General features: G+C 72.0%; 11 protein-coding genes. All 11 read left to right on the top strand.

Going from position 1 to position 16,778, the window contains the following annotated elements; translation table 11 throughout:
• The first annotated feature begins 6 nt into the window (after window positions 1-6).
• The 11 genes from RIN80_RS09650 to RIN80_RS09600 all read left to right on the top strand — a co-directional run bounded on the left by RIN80_RS09650 (window position 7) and on the right by RIN80_RS09600 (window position 16,670).
• Window positions 7-633, top strand: a complete 627-nt coding sequence (locus RIN80_RS09650; RefSeq protein ID WP_309095117.1) for a GNAT family protein — start codon at window positions 7-9, stop codon at window positions 631-633.
• Window positions 630-1,388: an SDR family oxidoreductase gene (locus RIN80_RS09645; RefSeq protein WP_309095116.1), complete on the top strand. Its 759-nt coding sequence runs from the start codon at window positions 630-632 to the stop codon at window positions 1,386-1,388. The genes RIN80_RS09650 and RIN80_RS09645 overlap by 4 nt, the downstream gene beginning before the upstream one ends.
• Window positions 1,385-2,296, top strand: a complete 912-nt coding sequence (locus RIN80_RS09640; protein ID WP_309095115.1) for a hypothetical protein — start codon at window positions 1,385-1,387, stop codon at window positions 2,294-2,296. The genes RIN80_RS09645 and RIN80_RS09640 overlap by 4 nt, the downstream gene beginning before the upstream one ends.
• Window positions 2,286-3,182: a hypothetical protein gene (locus RIN80_RS09635; RefSeq protein ID WP_309095114.1), complete on the top strand. Its 897-nt coding sequence runs from the start codon at window positions 2,286-2,288 to the stop codon at window positions 3,180-3,182. Before RIN80_RS09640 ends, RIN80_RS09635 begins: the two co-directional genes overlap by 11 nt.
• Before the next feature lie 13 nt (window positions 3,183-3,195).
• Entirely contained in the window at window positions 3,196-4,344 is a 1,149-nt protein-coding gene (locus tag RIN80_RS09630) for a glycine amidinotransferase (RefSeq protein ID WP_309095113.1), read from the top strand.
• Window positions 4,344-11,534 (top strand): type I polyketide synthase, encoded by a 7,191-nt coding sequence (locus RIN80_RS09625; RefSeq protein ID WP_309095112.1) that lies wholly within the window; start codon window positions 4,344-4,346, stop codon window positions 11,532-11,534. Before RIN80_RS09630 ends, RIN80_RS09625 begins: the two co-directional genes overlap by 1 nt.
• A complete protein-coding gene (locus RIN80_RS09620; protein ID WP_309095111.1) occupies window positions 11,531-12,283 on the top strand; it encodes an alpha/beta fold hydrolase in 753 nt (250 codons plus the stop codon). Before RIN80_RS09625 ends, RIN80_RS09620 begins: the two co-directional genes overlap by 4 nt.
• Before the next feature lie 40 nt (window positions 12,284-12,323).
• Window positions 12,324-12,644 (top strand): hypothetical protein, encoded by a 321-nt coding sequence (locus tag RIN80_RS09615; RefSeq protein WP_309095110.1) that lies wholly within the window; start codon window positions 12,324-12,326, stop codon window positions 12,642-12,644.
• A gap of 90 nt (window positions 12,645-12,734) precedes the next feature.
• On the top strand, window positions 12,735-13,301 hold the full coding sequence (locus RIN80_RS09610) for a flavoprotein (protein ID WP_309095109.1): 567 nt from the start codon (window positions 12,735-12,737) through the stop codon (window positions 13,299-13,301).
• A 55-nt stretch (window positions 13,302-13,356) separates the two neighbouring features.
• Window positions 13,357-15,957, top strand: coding sequence for a class III lanthionine synthetase LanKC (gene lanKC, locus RIN80_RS09605; protein ID WP_309095108.1), 2,601 nt, complete (start codon window positions 13,357-13,359; stop codon window positions 15,955-15,957).
• Window positions 15,957-16,670 carry a GAP family protein gene (locus RIN80_RS09600; protein WP_309095107.1) on the top strand — a complete coding sequence of 238 codons (714 nt, stop codon included), beginning with the start codon at window positions 15,957-15,959 and terminating at the stop codon, window positions 16,668-16,670. Before lanKC ends, RIN80_RS09600 begins: the two co-directional genes overlap by 1 nt.
• The last annotated feature ends 108 nt before the right edge of the window (window positions 16,671-16,778 follow it).

Genomic DNA, 16,778 nt, shown 5'->3' with positions numbered 1-16,778 from the left:
GCACTCGTGAAGGGGCTCCTGTGCGAACTGGTCCCGTTCTCGCCGGACTCCCTGGAGACAGTGGCGAAGTGGCTGACCGCCACCGAGTGCGAAACCCTGCTGCGGGGCACGTCGAGTCACCTGGTGCGCCGTTCCCAGTACCAGGGGCTGGAAGGCGAAGGCCGCCGCGGCGCCCTGATCACCGACCGGCAGGGCACGCTCGTCGGGGTGGCCCACTTCTGGCGGCTGGGCGAGGGCGTCTACGAAGTCGGCGGCGCCACGGGCGATGAGCGGCTGTGGCGTACGGGCATCGGCATCGAGGCGGCCATGCTCCTCGTCGACTACCTCTTCGAGGTACTGAACTGCCGCCGCGTCGAGTTCACCACCGGACTTCACAACGACAGCACCCTCCATCTGGCGCTGACGGACGGACTGTCACTGGAGGCGGTCTGCGAGGACTACTTCCAGACACCGGACGGGACCCTCCCCGCCGTGAAGTCCTCCCTGACCCGCGAGGAGTACCGCCGTCCCTATCCGCACTACCAGCCGCGTGTGGGACGACGTGTCGACAGGGACCGCGTACGGGCGCTCGCCGACGGTCTCACGCGGCACGCGCCAGCCGATCCCGGATCTCCCGAGGGGGAACAACGATGAGTGCAGAACAGCCGAAGGAGTACCGCAACGTCCTGGTGATCGGCGGTACGAGCGGCCTCGGCCAGGAGGTGGCGCGCCAGTTCGCGCCGCTGGCGCAGAAGGTCTTCATCACGTACCACGGCCGGCAGGACGAGGCGGAGAAGGCCGCAGCGGCCGTGCGGGAGGCAGGCGGCACCGCGGAGATACGGCAGCTGTCCCTGCCCACGGCGGACACCGGCGGCGCGCGCATCCGCGAACTGCTCCTCGAAGTCAGCCCCTGCGACGTCGTGGTGAACTGCGCCGTCACGAACGAGGCCGCCGTGGCCACCATCTCCAACGCCGAGGCGTTCAAGACCGTCATCGACGCCAACGTCTTCGGCACGTACCAGATCAACGCGATCAGCGCGCAGACCCTGGCCGCCACGGGCGGCGGCAGCGTCGTGAACGTCTCCTCGATCCTCACCCGGCGCTACATCACCGGAGCGATCGGCTACATCACGAGCAAGGCCGCCATCGAGATGATGACGCGCGGCTTCGCCCGCGAGTGGGGACGGCTCGGCGTACGTTTCAACACGGTCTCCCCGGGGCCGATCCGCGACACCAAGCTGCTGAACTCCGTTCCCCGCGACGTGGTCGAGGAGGTCATGGGCCCCGACTTCGAGGAGCGGCTGATGCCGCCGGAGAAGGTCGCCGCGGTCATCCGCCGGATCACCGGCCCCGACTTCGCCGCCGTGAACGGTGAGGTCGTCACCGTCGACGAGGGGGCCTCGCTGTGACCGCCACGGGCGTGTACATCTTCCCCTCGCAGGTGTACCTGGACGCCGACGTGCGGCAGCGCTGCCTGGACTCCCGGCCCATGCGGCTCGCGCTCGACCTGGCCAGTGACACCCTGGCGATCGACTTCCGGGGCGTGCTCCGCGACGGTGACGAGGACCAGCTCAACGATCCCCGGTTCCGCCGCCCGCTCATCAACCTGATGGGCGTCGTCGGCTACCAGCAGGACGTCCGCCGCCGCGACGTGCAGCCGGTGTGCGTGACCGGGATGAGCCTCGGTTTCATCAGCGCCGCGGCCGCCGTCGGCTGGGTGTCGCTGGAGGACATGGTGCGCATGTCCCACACCATGGCCGCCATCGAGATCGACGTCTTCGAGGGCACCGACTACGTCAGCGTCTTCTTCTACAACGGCGACCACGAAGCCGTGTTCCGGGAACTGCGCGCCCACGGCGTCGACCACCTGCTGCACCTGTCCGGGCACGTCTCCAGCAACCAGTTCCTGGCCGCCTGCCGCACCTCGGACCTGGACGCCATGAAGCCGGCGCTGATGAAGGCGGGCGCCCTGTACAAGCCGATCCCGTTCAGCTACCCCGGGCACTGCGACCTGATGGACGGCGTCCGCAAGACGTTCGCGGACGAGTGGCACTTCAACGACCCGTGCCGCAACCTCGACATCCCGCTGATCAGCCACGACGCCCGGCCCTACACCAGCGGCGCGGCGATCACGCGGCTGGCCGTCGAGCAGTACACCACGATCCTCGACTGGAGCGGCATCCTGCGCTACATCGAGGGCCTGGGGCTGGACACCCACATCGTCCTCGAACCCTCGGCCTTCGTCGTGAAGTCGATGCAACTGGACCCGGAGTGCGGCATCGAACCGGAGACCGGCGGTGTCGCCCGTGTCGAGTGACCGCGCGCTCGTCTTCCCCGGCCTGGTGCCGCTCACCCGGGACGAGCTGACCGCCGTCCTCGACGAGGACGACGCCCTGCTCGGACTGGCCGGCGAGGTCTGCGGGTTCGACCCCGCGCACCTCGACGTGACGCACGGCCACGCCGGTCTGTCCTCGACCGTGCACGAGGCCCTCCTCGCCGTGGCGCTGCTGCGGCGCACCTCCGCCGAGGGATCCCGGTGGACCGCGTTCGGAGGCATGAGCGCCGGCTGCATCCCCAGCCTGCTCGCCGCCGGGGTGATCACCGAGGAGACCTGCTTCCGCCTGATCCGGGACATCAACAACACCCAGATCGCGCGCAAGGAGGCACACCCCAACGGCATCACCCTCGCGCTGCTGCCCTCGTCGGAAGGGGACGCGGAACGGCTCCTGGAGGTGCTGGCGACGGCGGACGACGCGCCGTGGCTCTCGGTCGACCTCGGAGGCGGTCTGATCGCCCTCAGCTTCCGCGGCAGCGAGACCGAAGCCCTCACGCGCCGCCTCGGCACCCTGGGCACGGCCGTGCTCGACCGCATCGACCGGGCCGAGCACTGCCCGTGGGCGCTGCCGGAGAGGGACGAGTTCAGGGCCCTCCTCGCCGACGCCGACTTCCGGCCGGCCACGGCCGCCGTCGTCTCGCCGCTCACCGGCGACCGGGTGGACGACACCCCCGAGGCGTACCGGCACATGCTCACCGAGCAGTGGTTCGACACGGCGAGCCTGCCGCGGCTCGTCGACGGGCTGTGCGCGGTGGACCGCGTCGCCGCCGTGGACCTCGTCGGCCCCGCGAAATCGGTCTATGTCTCCCGCGTCCGGGCGCTGACGGCGGGCAGGGCCGACCACCGACTTCTGACCATCGCAGGATGAGAAGGAACAGCCAATGACCAAGAGCAGCGGAACCATGCCCGTGGTGAACGCGTGGAACGAGTGGGACACCCTTCAGGAGGTCGTGGTCGGCTCCGCCACGGGAGCGTGCTTCGAACCCACGGAACCCGGCAACCGCCCGGCGGTCCGCGGCCCGGCCGACGTGCCCTTCCCCACCGGCCCCAAGTCCGACGAGGCCGTGGCGCGGGCCAACGAGCAGCTCGACGGCTTGGCGGCGCTGCTCGCCGCACACGGCGTGACGGTCCGGCGCCCGGCGCCGTACGACTTCTCCCAGTCCCTGCGGACCCCCGGCTTCGAGGTCGAGAACCAGTACTGCGCGGTGTGCCCGCGGGACGTGATGATCACGCTGGGCAACGAGATCCTCGAGGCCACCATGTCGCGCAGGGCCCGCTACTTCGAGTACGAGCCCTACCGCAAGCTGGTGTACGGGTACTGGGAGTCCGACCAGCGGGTCGCCTGGACCGTGGCGCCCAAGCCCACGATGGCCGACTCCATGTACCGCCAGGAATTCTGGGAGTGGCCGGTCGAGGAACGCCACGCCCGCATGCACGAGTCCGAGTTCTGCGTGACCCAGGACGAGGTCGTCTTCGACGCCGCCGACATGAGCCGCCTCGGACGGGACATCCTCGTCCAGGAGTCGATGACCACCAACCGGGCCGGCATCCGCTGGCTGCGGCGGACGCTGGAGCCCAAGGGGTTCCGGGTGCACCCCGTGCACTTCCCGCTCGACTACTTCCCGTCCCACATCGACTGCACCTTCGTCCCGCTGCGCCCCGGGCTGGTCCTGACCAACCCCGACCGGCCCATCCGCGAGGCCGAGCGGCGGATGTTCACCGACGACGGCTGGCAGCTGGTGGACGCGCCGGAGCCGGTGCTCACCAACGACGACATGCCGCTGTACTGCCAGTCCTCCAAGTGGCTGTCCATGAACGTCCTCAGCATCTCCCCGGAGAAGGTGGTCTGCGAGGAGCAGGAGAAGCCGCTCCAGGACCTGCTGGACTCGTTCGGTTTCGAGGTGTTCACCGTCCCCTTCCGTGACGTCTTCGAGTACGGGGGCTCCCTGCACTGCGCCACCTGGGACATCCGCAGGGACGGCACCCGCGAGGACTACTTCCCCTCCCTGTCGTCCCGCTCGGCGGTCTGATGCCGAACCACGCCTTGGAACACCCGTCGGGCACCGTTCACGAGCTGGTCCGGCGGCACGGCGACGGCCCGGGGGCCGGCACCGCCGCGATGGTGCACGGCACCCGGCAGGTGAGCTACGGCGAACTGGACGCCATGACGCTTCGGGTGGCCCGGGCCCTGCACCGGGCGGGCGTCCGGCGGGGCGACTTCGTCGGCATCAGGCTGGCCCGGTCGCCCCAGGCCGTGGCGGCCATGCTCGGCGTCATGCGCGCGGGTGCCGCCTACGTACCGATCGACCTCGCCGACCCCGTGGAACGGGTCCGGCACGTGACCGGCACGGCCGGCGTGGCCCTGGTGATCACCGACGGCGAGCCGCTGCCCGGCGGTTCGCCGGTGCCGGTGCTTGCGCTGGACGAGGACTGCCGGCCGGCCGGCGACGACCCGCAGGGGCGTGCCGCGCCGGACAGCCCCGCGCTCACCGGCGAGGACATCGCCTACGCGCTGTTCACCTCCGGCTCGACCGGGGCCCCCAAGGGCGCCCTGATGACGCACGGCGCCCTGGTGAACCTGCTGAGCTGGCACGACCGGGCGCGACCGGGGAGCTGCCGCATGCGCACCGCCCAGGTGTGCGCGCTCAGTTTCGACTTCTCGTTCCACGAGATCTTCTCCACCCTCGGCTTCGGCGGCACCCTGGTCTTCGCGGACGACGAGGTGCGGCGCAATCCGTTCGCGCTGGTGGCCCACCTGAGCGGGCAGCGCGTCGAGCGGCTGTTCCTCCCGGTCCCCCTGCTCGAACAGGTCGCCCAGGCCGTCTTTGAGGAGGAGGGCGAACTCCCGCCGCTGCGCGAGGTCGTCACCACCGGCCAGCAACTGCGGACGACCCCGCACATCCGGGACCTGTTCCGCCGCACCGGAGCCCGGCTGCACAACCACTACGGCGCCACGGAGTTCCAGGACGCCACCGCCCACACCCTCGACGGCGACCCCGGCACCTGGCCCGCCGTCGTCCCCATCGGCCGCCCGATCGACGGCGTACGGGTCCGGATCCTCGACGAGAACCTCGCCGAGGTGCCCGCGGGCGACGAGGGCGAACTCTGCGTCCTGGGCGCCGGGGTGTCCCCGGGCTACGTGGGCCGGCCCGACCTGACGGCACTCAGGTTCCTGGACGACCCCGCCGGCGGCGGCAGGCTCTACCGGACCGGTGACCTGGCCCGCGTCGGACGGGACGGCGTGATCGAGCTGCGCGGCAGGATCGACACCCAGACCAAGGTGCACGGGGTGCGGATCGAGGTGGAGGAGATCGAGACCCTCCTCCTGGAGCACCCCGGTGTGCAGGACGCCGCGGTGCTCGCCCACGAGATCGACGGCCACACCCGGCTCGTCGCCCATGTCGTCCCCGCCCCGGCACTGGACCCCGGTGCGGCGCCGCGCCTGCTCGACGCCTTCCTCCGGCCGAAGCTCCCGCGGTTGATGCTGCCCGAGGCGTACCGCCTGCTGCCCGCGATGCCGCTGACCGCGAGCGGCAAGACCGACCGGGCCCGGCTGGATCCCCCCGAGACCTTCGAACGGCTCGCCGCGCAGGAGACCGTCACTGCCCGCAGCAGCACCGAGCAGGTGCTGGCGGAGGTGTGGCGCGAGGTGCTGCGGCTGGCGGAGATCTCCGTCGACGACCGGTTCCTCGACATCGGCGGCAGCTCCCTGCTCCTGGTCCGGGTACGGCGTGAGCTGGTGCGCCGGCTCGGTCGCGACGTACCGATGGCCGACCTGCTCCAGTACCCGACGATCCGGGCGTACGCCGCCCACCTCGACGGCTCCGGCCGGGCCGGCACCGCCACCGGCGGCGACGAGGCGGGCGGGCAGCGACGGGCCGGGGCGCTGCGGCGCGACGGTGAGGACGGCTCGCAGGACATCGCCATCGTCGGCATGGCGGGCCGTTTCCCCGGGGCGCCGGACGTGGAGACGTTCTGGCACAACCTCCTGCACGCGGTCGAATCCGTCGGCCCGCTGCCCGGCGGCGGTGCGGGACAGCGGGACGACGGCATCGCCGGACACCCGGACTTCGTCCCGGCCGGCGCGGTCCTGCCCGGCATCGACCTGTTCGACGCCGAGTTCTTCCAGCTGAGCCGCAAGGAAGCGGAGCTGCTCGACCCGCAGCAGCGCCTGTTCCTCGAATGCGCCTGGGAGGCGATGGAGACCGCCGGTTACCCGCCCGGCGACGCGGTGGCGGGCCGGGTCGGTGTCTTCGCGGGCGCGGGCATGAGCACGTACCTCCTCAACAACCTCGCGCCGCGTTTCGGCTACGGGCGGGGGAAGGCACTCACCGAATCCGACTTGGAGCAGTTCCAGCTGAAGCTCGGCAACGACGGCAACTACCTCGCCACCCGGGTGTCGTACGCACTGAACCTGCGCGGCCCGAGTGTGGGCGTGCAGTCGGCCTGTTCGACCTCCCTGGTCGCGGTCCATCTGGCCTGCCGCAGCCTGCTCGACGACGACAGCGACATGGCGCTGGCCGGAGGCGTGCACGTCGTCGTGCCCCAGGACGCCGGGTACCTCCATGAAGAGGGCATGATCATGTCCGCCGACGGCCGCACCCGCGCCTTCGACGCCGAGGCCACCGGCACGCTGTTCGGCAACGGCTGCGGCATCGTCGTCCTCAAACGGCTGACCCGGGCCCGGGCCGACGGCGACCGGGTGATCGCCGTCATCAAGGGCTCGGCCGTCAACAACGACGGCAGCGAGAAGTTCAGCTTCACCGCCCCCAGCGTCGACGGGCAGGCCGAGGTGGTCGGCACCGCGCTCTCGCGGGCCGGGGTCGCCCCCTCGGACGTCGGCTACATCGAGGCCCACGGCACGGGTACGGCCCTGGGCGACCCCATCGAACTCGCGGCTCTCGGGCGGGTGTTCGGGGACGGCGCGGGTCGCGCCGGCACGTCCGTCGGTTCGGTCAAGACCAACATCGGGCACCTGGACGAAGCCGCCGGTGTGGCCGGACTCATCAAGGCCGCCCTGTGCGTGCACCACGGCGTGCTCGTGCCCAGCCTGCACTACCGCGAGCCCAATCCCGAGATCGACTTCGCCCGTTCCCCGTTCCGGGTGAGCACCGCGACCACCGCCTGGGACACCGGCGGCGCCCCGCGCACCGCGGGTGTCACCTCGCTCGGTGTGGGCGGCACCAACGCCCACGTCGTCGTCCAGCAGGCACCGGACACCGAGGCCGCCGCGGACCGCGGCGCCGGCCGGCCGGACGCGCGGCTGCTGGTGCTGAGCGCGCGCGGCGAACAGGCGCTCGCCGAACTGGCCCACCGGTACGCCGACCATCTGGACACGGTCCCCGAGGAGTACTCCCTCGCCGATGCCTCCTACACGGCGGCCGTCGGCCGTCGGCACTTCCCGTACCGCCGTGCCGTGGTCGCCGGATCCCCCGCCGAGGCCGCGGCACGGTTGAGGGAGGCGCCCGGCGGGGTGACGGCCCCGCCGGGCCGCCTCGCCTTCCTCTTCCCCGGTCAAGGCCCTCAGTACGCGGGCATGGGACGGGACCTGTACGACCGGGAGCCGGTGTTCCGGGCAGCCCTGGACCGGTGCGACGAGCTGCTTCGCGACCGGCTCGAACGGCCCCTGCTGTCGGTCGTGTTCGCGGCGGGGGACGAGCCGTCCGAGATCGGCGAGACGCGCTACGCCCAACCCGCCCTGTTCGCCTTCGAGTACGCGCTGGCGCAGCTGTGGCTCTCCTGGGGGGTCCGGCCCGACGTCCTGCTCGGGCACAGCCACGGCGAATACGCCGCCGCCTGCCTCGCCGGCGTCTTCTCCCTGGAGGACGCCCTGACCCTGGTGCACGCGCGCGGGCGGCTGATGCAGGCCCTGCCGGAGTCCGGCGCCATGGTCGCCGTCGCCGCGGGGGAGGCAACCGTCGCCGGGCTGCTGGGCCCCCACAGCTCCGTCGCCGTCGTCAACGGTCCCCGGTCCACGGTGATCTCCGGCCGGTCCGACGAGATCGCCGACGCCTGCGCCGCACTGGCCGGTCTGGGAGTGCGCCACCGCCGCCTGGACATCTCCATCGCCTCGCACTCACCGCTGATGCGGCCGATGCTGGAGGAGTTCGAGGCGGTCGCCCGCTCCGTGCGGTACCGCGAGCCGCGGATCGAGATCGTCTCCACCGTCACCGGTGAGCCCATCGGCGGGGAGATCGCCGACTGGCGCTACTGGGTCGGCCAGATCACCGAGCCGGTGCGCTTCCACGACGCGGCGACGGCCCTGCGGGCGGCCGGCGTGCGCAGGCTGCTGGAGATCTCCCCCAAACCGACCCTGCTCCAGCTCGTCGAGGACCTCTTCGACGAGGGGACGGCCGTCCTGATCCCCAGCCTGCGGACAGGCGGCGGCCACGACCAGCTGCTCGGCGCCCTCGGCGCGCTGTACGAGGCGGGTTGCGACCCGGACTGGGGCGCGGTGTTCGGCGGCCATGACCTGCGCCGCGTCGCGCTGCCCACGTACGCCTGGCAGCGCCGGCGCCACTGGGTCGACGCTCCCGGGCCGGCCGGGAACCCGGCGGCAGAGCCCGGGCCGGACGCCACGGCCTTCCTCGGGTCCCGGCTCGACCTCGCGGGCAGCGGCGATGTGCGGTTCACCTCCACGGTCGGGGTGCCCGCGCTGCCGTGGCTCGGTGACCACCGCGTGTTCGGGTCCGTCGTCATGCCCGGCGTCGCCTACCAGGAACTCGTCTGCGCCGCGGCGGGCGAGGTGTTCGGGCCGGCACCCGCCGGGGTGCGCGACTTCCACATCCACCGGGCCATGGTCTTCCCCGACGACAGCACCCTGCGGCGGATGCAGATCGTCCTGGCGCCCGACGGGGACGGCACGTACTCCTTCGAGGTCCACTCCAGCCCTGTGCCGACCGGTTCCGGAGCCGGGCTGCCGCCGGCGGACTGGACGCTGCACGCCTCGGGACAGCTCACGCCCGCGGACCCGGAGGGCACGGTGCCCTCGTCGCCGCCCGGCACTCTCGACGCGCTGCGGAAGTCCTTCGCGGACCATCCGCTGCCGCCCGAGGAGATCTACCAGCGGGAACGGGAGCGGGAGATCGACCTCGGCCCGCTGTTCCACGTGACCGACGGGCTCTGGCACAACGGCTGCGAGGCGCTGTCCCACATCGCCCTCGGTCCGGTGACGCGCGCCGAGTCGGCCCGTCACCGGGTCCACCCCGTGCTGCTGGAGGCGTGCTTCCTCGCCCTGACCGTCACCTACCCCGAGAAGCTGGGCCGGCGGACGTACGTGCCGCTCGGCGTGGACCGCATCCGGATCGAGGGCGGTACCGCAGGGGACGAGGCGTGGTGCCACGCCCGGCTGCGGCCCACCGGCCAGGAGGACCCGGAGACCCTGCGCGCCGACATCGACCTGTGGGCCCCGGACGGCACGCTCCTGCTCGCCCTGGAAGGGGTGCTGCTCAAGCGCGCGGCCCGCGAGACGATGATCCCGGCAGCCCGCGAGGCCTGGCGGGACTGGCTGTACGAGACACGCTGGACCCCCACCGGCCTGCCCGCCCCGGCACCGGCCGCCGGGCGCTGGCTCGTCGTGTCGGACGGCCCGCTGGGCGCCGCACTCGGCGACTTCGCCCGTCTGCACGGTGTGCACTGCGACGTCGTCGCCGACGACACGGCGTGGACCGCGGACAGCGGCAGCGCCGAGGACGCCGGGGACTACGACCTGGTGGTCCTGTGCCCGTCCGCGGCGGTGTCCGAGGACGCCGCCGCGGACGGCCTGTCCGAGGGCACCGGGCTGCTGCGCCTCGCGCAGAAGGCGGCCTCACGGGCCGCAGGCGCACCACGGCTGTGCCTGGTCACGCGCGGTGCGCGCCCCGTGGGCGGCCGGGGTGTCGGCGCACCCGCCGGTGCGGCGGCGTGGGGTCTGGGCAGGGTGGTGGCGGCCGAGCACCCCGAGGTGCGCCTCCTCCTGGTGGACCTCGACCCCGGCACCCCGCCGGACGGCGCGGCCGCCCTGCTGTACGCCGAACTCGCCCAGGCGTGCGCGTCGCAGGAGCAGCCGGAGCACTACCGCGTCGGCTACGACGGCCACCGCAGGCACGTCGAGGCACTGGCCCGCGCCGCCGTCGGGCCGGAGGGCGGCCCCGGTCTGCGCCCCGATGCGGCCTACCTGATCACCGGCGGTCTCGGCGGACTGGGTCTGGCGGTGGCCCGGATGCTGAGCGAGGCCGGAGCCCGCCATCTCGTCCTCCTGGGCCGCACACCGCCGGCCGGGGCGGCCCTGCGGGAGGTCGAGGCGCTGCGTGCCGCGGGCTGCGCCGTCCGTGTGCTCACGGCGGACGTCGCCGACCGGGAGCAGCTGGCCCGGGCCCTGGCAGGTCCCGCCGATGACCCGGACCAGCCGCCGCTGGCAGGTGTGCTGCACCTGGCCGGGGTGCTCGACGACGGCGTGCTGCTGCTGCAGTCGCCGGAGCGGCTCCGGCGCGTCATGGCCCCCAAGGCCCAGGGCGCGTGGCACCTGCACACCCTCACCCTCGGTCAGGAACTGGACTTCTTCGTGCTGTTCTCCTCGGTCTCGGGGCTGCTGGGCACGCCGGGACAGGCGACGTACGCCGCGGCCAACGCCTTCCTCGACGGGCTGGCCTCCTACCGCCGTGGACAGGGACTGCCCGCTCTGTCCGTCCAGTGGGGCTCGTGGGCGGACACCGGGATGAGCGCCCGGGCCGGGGTGAACGCGAAACTGGAGGCCAGGGGAGAAGGGGTCGTCCCGGTCGCGGCCGGTCTCGCCGCCCTGCGGGAACTGCTCACCGCGCGGCCCGAGGGGGCGGCCGTCGCCGTGCTGCCCGCGGACTGGCAACGCTTCGCGGACCGCGACGCCCCCGCCCTGCGGGGTCTCCTGGCCGCCATGCCCGGTGCCGGGCGGCGGCAGGCGCACAGCGGCGGTCTCCGCCGGACGCTGGACGCGGCGTCCGGCACCGCACGCAGGGAACTGCTGCTGTCCCACGTCCGGGAGCAGGTGGGCCGGGTGCTCGGCGAGAGCGCGGGGCCGGCGGCGGACGGCCAGGACGTCTTCGCCCGGGGGCTGGACTCGCTGACGGCCATCGAACTCAGACGGAACCTGCAACGCGGCCTGGAGTGCCGGCTGGGCCAGTCGGCGCTGTACGACCACCCGACGGTCGAGGCGCTCGCCGACCACCTGGGGGAACTCATGGCAGACGGGAGCGATGCGCGATGACGAAACTGGTGTGCCTGCATCACGCCGGGGGAAGCGCCTCGGTCTTCCGCCCGTGGCAGGCGTACGCGCCGCCCGGCATCGAAGTCGTCCCGATCGCCCTTCCGGCGAACCGGACCGAGGATGGCGGAACGCCGCACCGGGAAATCGGCGCACTCGTGCCCGTCCTCGCGGACAAGGTCCGAAAAGAGGTGGGCGACGATGATTTCGTCCTCTTCGGGAAGAGCATGGGGGGACTCCTCGCCTATCTGCTCACCCGCCATTTCGACGAGTGCGGCGACCCGGCGCCGAAGGCCTTGGCCGTCGCCAGTTTCGGCGCACCACACGTTCCCTGGCGGAATTTCACCGAAGGCTTCCGCGACGAGCAGGAGCTCGTGCGATATCTGCACCGCATCGGCAGTATTCCGGACTGGGCCGTCGAGCATCCCGAATGGGTCGCGCCCTACCTCGGCCGGCTCCGGGAAGACGCCCGGATGTGCGCCGAGTACCGCTTCCGGCCGCAGGACGGCCCGCTGGCCCTGCCGGTCCGGGTCTTCGTCGGCGACCTGGATCCGCTGGTCCCCGTCGAGGCCGCGCACAGCTGGTCGGAACTCGGAAACGATGTCGAGGTCCGGATCCTGTCCGGCGGCCATTTCCTGGTCTCCACGGACATCGGCCTGCTCCGACAGTCGGTTTTCGGCCTGGCGGTCGGAAGTCGGCCACCCGCTTGTGGTGTCGAACACGCCATGTGCCGTACGGTGGAACCGAGTTGAGTGTATTGCGTGCGCCGACATACCCAGGGAGTCGATAGGTATGAAGCGAGTTTTCGGACTGGCGGCAATTGTTGCGGGTGCAGTGCTCGCCGTTTTCTTTCCGGATCTCGAATTCGCATGGTTCGAAGGCCGTCCCCTCGGCCTGATCCTCATCGTCCTGGGCGGAATCGAACTGTGGGAGAGCACGCGCCGCCGGAAACCCAAGGGGATCGTCGAGGAACTGCGCGAGGACCTCGGTATCGGATCCTCGCGGAACCGCGGCGGGGACCGCGAGCGCGACCAGGACCGGGAAGGCAGGCGTCAGTTCGACCGGGAGGCCGAGCGTGAAGCACCCAAGCACCGTGACCATCCGGACGTCTGACCCCGCCCGTAGGGAAGAGGAGCACACGCAGCGATGCCGGAGTTCGACAAGAGCGAAGCAGCCAGGTCGAGGCGGGCGAACCTGTTCGTCGTGGCCACAGGCACCCTGTCCACGGCCCACCTGCCCTTCTGGCTCAACTGGTTGTCGTCCAACCGGCCCCACTACGAGGTGACGGTCGGGGTCACCGACTCGGCGCGGCAGTTCGTGAGCACCTCGGCGCTGGCCGCGCTCACCGGTTCACCGGTGGTCCGCAACACCTGGGACACCGAGGGGGAACTGAAACCGGTCCACACCCGGCTGGCGGCCGAGTACGACGGCATCATCGTGTTCCCGGCCTCCGTCGCCTTCACCTCGGCACTCGCCGCGGCCTCCGGCGACTCCCCGTTCCATCTCGCCGCCCTGGGCACGGCGGCACCGGTGGTCCTCGCGCCCACCTTCCCGCCCGGGGTCCTCGACAATCCGCTCGTCACCGACGTGCTCCGCCGGCTCGACGACGTCCCGAACTACCACATCGTCAGTCCGCAGAAGGGCACGAGCCGTTCCACCGGCGCCGAGACGGACGTGACCGCCCCCCTGTGGGACGTGATCGGCGTGTTCGAGGCCGCGGCCGGCCACCCGGACCGCGGCGCCGGCACACCGGAGACCGCAAGCGCCTGACACCCACCGGTGCACAGGCCGCTCAGACAGCAACGCTCACCAAGAGGCCGGTCACATGGACTACTTCTACTACACCTTCGCCGACCCGGACGCGTACGAGGACATCCGGCACTGGAAGGCCGACAGCCAGGACCCGCGGTTCGCGCGGATACGCCGCGGCCTGACCGCCGTCCCCCACACCGACGGGTGGCGCTACGCCCAGCACGGGATCTGGACCGTCTGCCGCCCGGGCAGCGACCCCGTGCGCGGCCAGGGTTGGAAGATCCATGTCGCGGTGACCCCCGAGACCTTCGCGCCCCTCCTCGAACTCGTCTCCGCCTACTGCTTCGAACGCGGCGTGCCGTTCAAGTTCCTCGCGCGCCACGAGTACGCGTGGCTGGTCAACGCCAAGTACGCCCCGCGCCCGGTCAGCGGCAAGGGCATCGTGCTCTACCCGGCCGACGAGCAGCAGTCGGTCGCCCTCGCGACGGAGCTGGCCGGTCTGCTCGAAACGTGGCAGGGTCCGCGCGTCCTGTCCGACCTGCGGATCGACGACGGCGTCGTCCACGTCCGGTACGGGGCATACACCCGCCGGTACTGCCGCAACGCCGAGGGCAAGGTCACCTTCGCGCTGGAGGACCCGGACGGACGGCTCGTCCCGGACCGCCGTTCCGTCCCCTTCCGCGCGCCCTCGTTCGTGACCGTGCCCGAGGCGTTCGCCCCGCGGCCCCCCGAAGCGGCGGCCGGCCCGGTGCCGCCCTACCGGATCGACAAGACGCTGCACTTCTCCAACAGCGGCGGCGTGTACCTCGCGACGAACACGGACACCGGCGGCCAGGTCGTGCTCAAGGAGGCCCGCCCCTCGGCCGGCTACGACCTGATCGGCGGCGACTGCGTCCAGCGCGCCCGGCAGGAGTACGAGGCACTCCGCAGATTCGCCGACCTGCCCGCCGTGCCCGCGGTCCACGAGCAGTTCACCTGGCAGGGGCACCTGTTCACGGTGATGGAGTACATCCGGGGCACCACGCTCCTGGAGTGGTGCGCCGCCAGACAGCCCTACCTGCTGCGCCCCGACCCCTTCCGGCCGCCGACGGCACAGGACGTCGGGGAGTACCGCCGGCAGGTCGACACCATCCTCGAACAGGTCCGCGCCTTCCTCTCGGCGCTGTGGGAGCGGGGGCACGTCTTCGGGGACGTCCACCCGGGCAACGTCATCGTGACACCCGACCTGGAGGTCAGGTTCGTCGACCTGGAGGCGTGCATCGAGCAGGACGCTCCCCGCCCCTTCCCCGGCGCCCCCGGCTTCAACGACTACACCCGCACCGGGCGGGCGGCGGACGAGTACGCCCTCGCCATGCTGGAACTGTCCTGCTACCTGCCGCTGACCCATCTCGTCCGCATGGACGGGGCCAAGCTCCACCAGCTCCTGCACACCAGCACCGAGCGCTTCGACCTGCCGGCCGAGTGGGCCGAGCGCGTGGTACGGCTCTGCGCACCCCACGAGGTCCGGCCCGCGCCCACCGCCCCGCGCGCGGCGTCCAGCCACCTCGACGACGCGCTCGGCTTCGAGGAGTGGGCCGCCCAGATCGTGGCCGGCCTCGCGGACACCATGACTCCGCAACGCACGGACCGGCTCTTCCGGAACGACTTCTCGGGCTTCTCACTGTCGCCGGTCTGCCTGGCCACGGGCGCGTCCGGGGTGCTGTGGTCGCTGCTGGGAACGCGCGGCGTCGAGGCCCCGGACCTCGTGGAGCAGGTGATCGACTGGATCGCCGTCCGCGGCCGGGAGTCGGCCGACCGGCTCGAATGCGGCCTGTACGACAGTGAACTGGGCGCCGGCTACGCCCTCTGGCGGCACGGCCACCCGGAGCACGCCCCGTGGCTGGTGGACGCCGCGATGGCGAAGGAACGCGACGGCAGCGGGCTCAGCGTGTTCAGCGGCCTCGCGGGTGTCTTCCTCGCCGCCGCCGAGATGGCGGCCGGAGAGGATCTGCTCGTCAAGGCGGCCACGGCCGAGAAGCTCGGCGCGGACCTCGTCGACCGCGCCCGGCGGCTCCTGGGCCGGCTCAGGGGCAGCGGGACACCCGACGTCGCTCACTTCGGCCTCCTGCACGGCGTGGCGGGTATCGGCCTCGCCGTCCACCGCTACGGCCTGCTCATGGACGACACCGCGGCGGTCGACCTGGCCCGTGAGCTGCTGGAGTTCGAACTCACCGGGTACGTACGGTGCGCGGACGGCTCCCTGCAGTTCAACGAGGCCGACCGCCGCAGCCTCGGCTACGTCGAGGTCGGCTCACTGGGCACGGCCCTGGTCCTCTCGGAGTTCGCCCGGCACGAGGGCTGGGCACCCACCGGTGCGGGCATCCCCGATCTGACGCGCGCGAACGGGCCCGAGCTGATGGTCCAGAGCGGACTCTTCCGAGGCCGGTCCGGATTCATCGCCGGTCTGGCCTCCCTCGCCCGTGACGGACACGAGGATCCCGCCCGGTCGTTCATCGACCGCCACATGAACCAGCTCGGCCTGCACGAGGTGCGGCCGCGGGAGAACCGGCTGCACTACCCGGGCACCCGCAACTACAAGCTCTCCAGCGACCTGCGGACCGGCAGCGCCGGGGTGCTCACGAGCATCGCCTTCGCCGAGGGCCGCCGCGACGACTGGCTCCCAGGGGTCAGGTGATGACCGAAGTACTGGGCGAGATCCTGCCCCTGGCCCTGCTCGACACCCTCGGCGTGTCCACCATCGCCATCCCCGTCTGGTTCCTGCTCATGCCGACGGGCCTGCGGATCGGCCGGGTGTTCGGCTACCTCCTCCTCGTCTCGGCCGGCTACCTGCTGCTCGGTCTGCTGCTGCTGAGCATGCTCGCGGCCGTCCGGGAGGACCTGCGCTCCGCCCTGCAATCGCCGCTCGGCGACAAGGCGATGGCCGTGACGGGAGGCGCGCTGCTGCTCCTCGCCGTCTGGTACGGGCTCCTGCGCACCGAGAAACCCGGCTCCGGCCGGCTCTCCCGGTGGCGGGAGCAGGCGGTGGGCCGATCCGCCACGGCAGGCGGACTGTTCACCGTGGCCGCCCTGGCCGTCCTGCTCGAAGTCGCCACGATGTTCCCCTACCTGGCCGCCCTCGGCACCCTGAGCCGCAGCACGCTGCCCTGGCCGTCCCAGGCCGCCGCCCTCGCGATCTACTGCCTGGTCATGGTCGCCCCCGCCGCCCTCGTCACACTGGCCCGCCTCGTCGCCAAGGGCCTGGTCCACAGACCCCTGCGCAGAATCGACGACTGGCTCAGGGCGAACGCCCAGGAGAACACGGCCTGGCTCATCGCCCTCGCGGGCTTCATCCTGCTGTCGAACACCACGGCGTACGACGACATCATGGCTTTCCTGTCGTCCGACTGACCCCCGAAACCGGACCAGAAACCCCTCAGGGACCCGACCCGCGTGAGCGGATCAGGTCCCTGACCTGGTGTTTCATTGTCGGGGGGACGGGATTGGGAGCCGCGACCT

The organism is Streptomyces sp. (assembly GCF_031181705.1).
Taxonomy (GTDB): Bacteria; Actinomycetota; Actinomycetes; order Streptomycetales; family Streptomycetaceae; genus Streptomyces.
Note: the sequence above shows the minus strand (reverse complement) of the source record. Positions and strands in the feature narration are given on the sequence as shown.

Coding starts and splice junctions, on each gene's coding strand:
- RIN80_RS09625 (WP_309095112.1), top strand. CDS start 4,344: ATGCCGAACCACGCCTTGGAACACCCGTCGGGCACCGTTCACGAGCTG.
- RIN80_RS09620 (WP_309095111.1), top strand. CDS start 11,531: ATGACGAAACTGGTGTGCCTGCATCACGCCGGGGGAAGCGCCTCGGTC.
- lanKC (WP_309095108.1), top strand. CDS start 13,357: ATGGACTACTTCTACTACACCTTCGCCGACCCGGACGCGTACGAGGAC.
- RIN80_RS09645 (WP_309095116.1), top strand. CDS start 630: ATGAGTGCAGAACAGCCGAAGGAGTACCGCAACGTCCTGGTGATCGGC.
- RIN80_RS09630 (WP_309095113.1), top strand. CDS start 3,196: ATGACCAAGAGCAGCGGAACCATGCCCGTGGTGAACGCGTGGAACGAG.
- RIN80_RS09600 (WP_309095107.1), top strand. CDS start 15,957: ATGACCGAAGTACTGGGCGAGATCCTGCCCCTGGCCCTGCTCGACACC.
- RIN80_RS09615 (WP_309095110.1), top strand. CDS start 12,324: ATGAAGCGAGTTTTCGGACTGGCGGCAATTGTTGCGGGTGCAGTGCTC.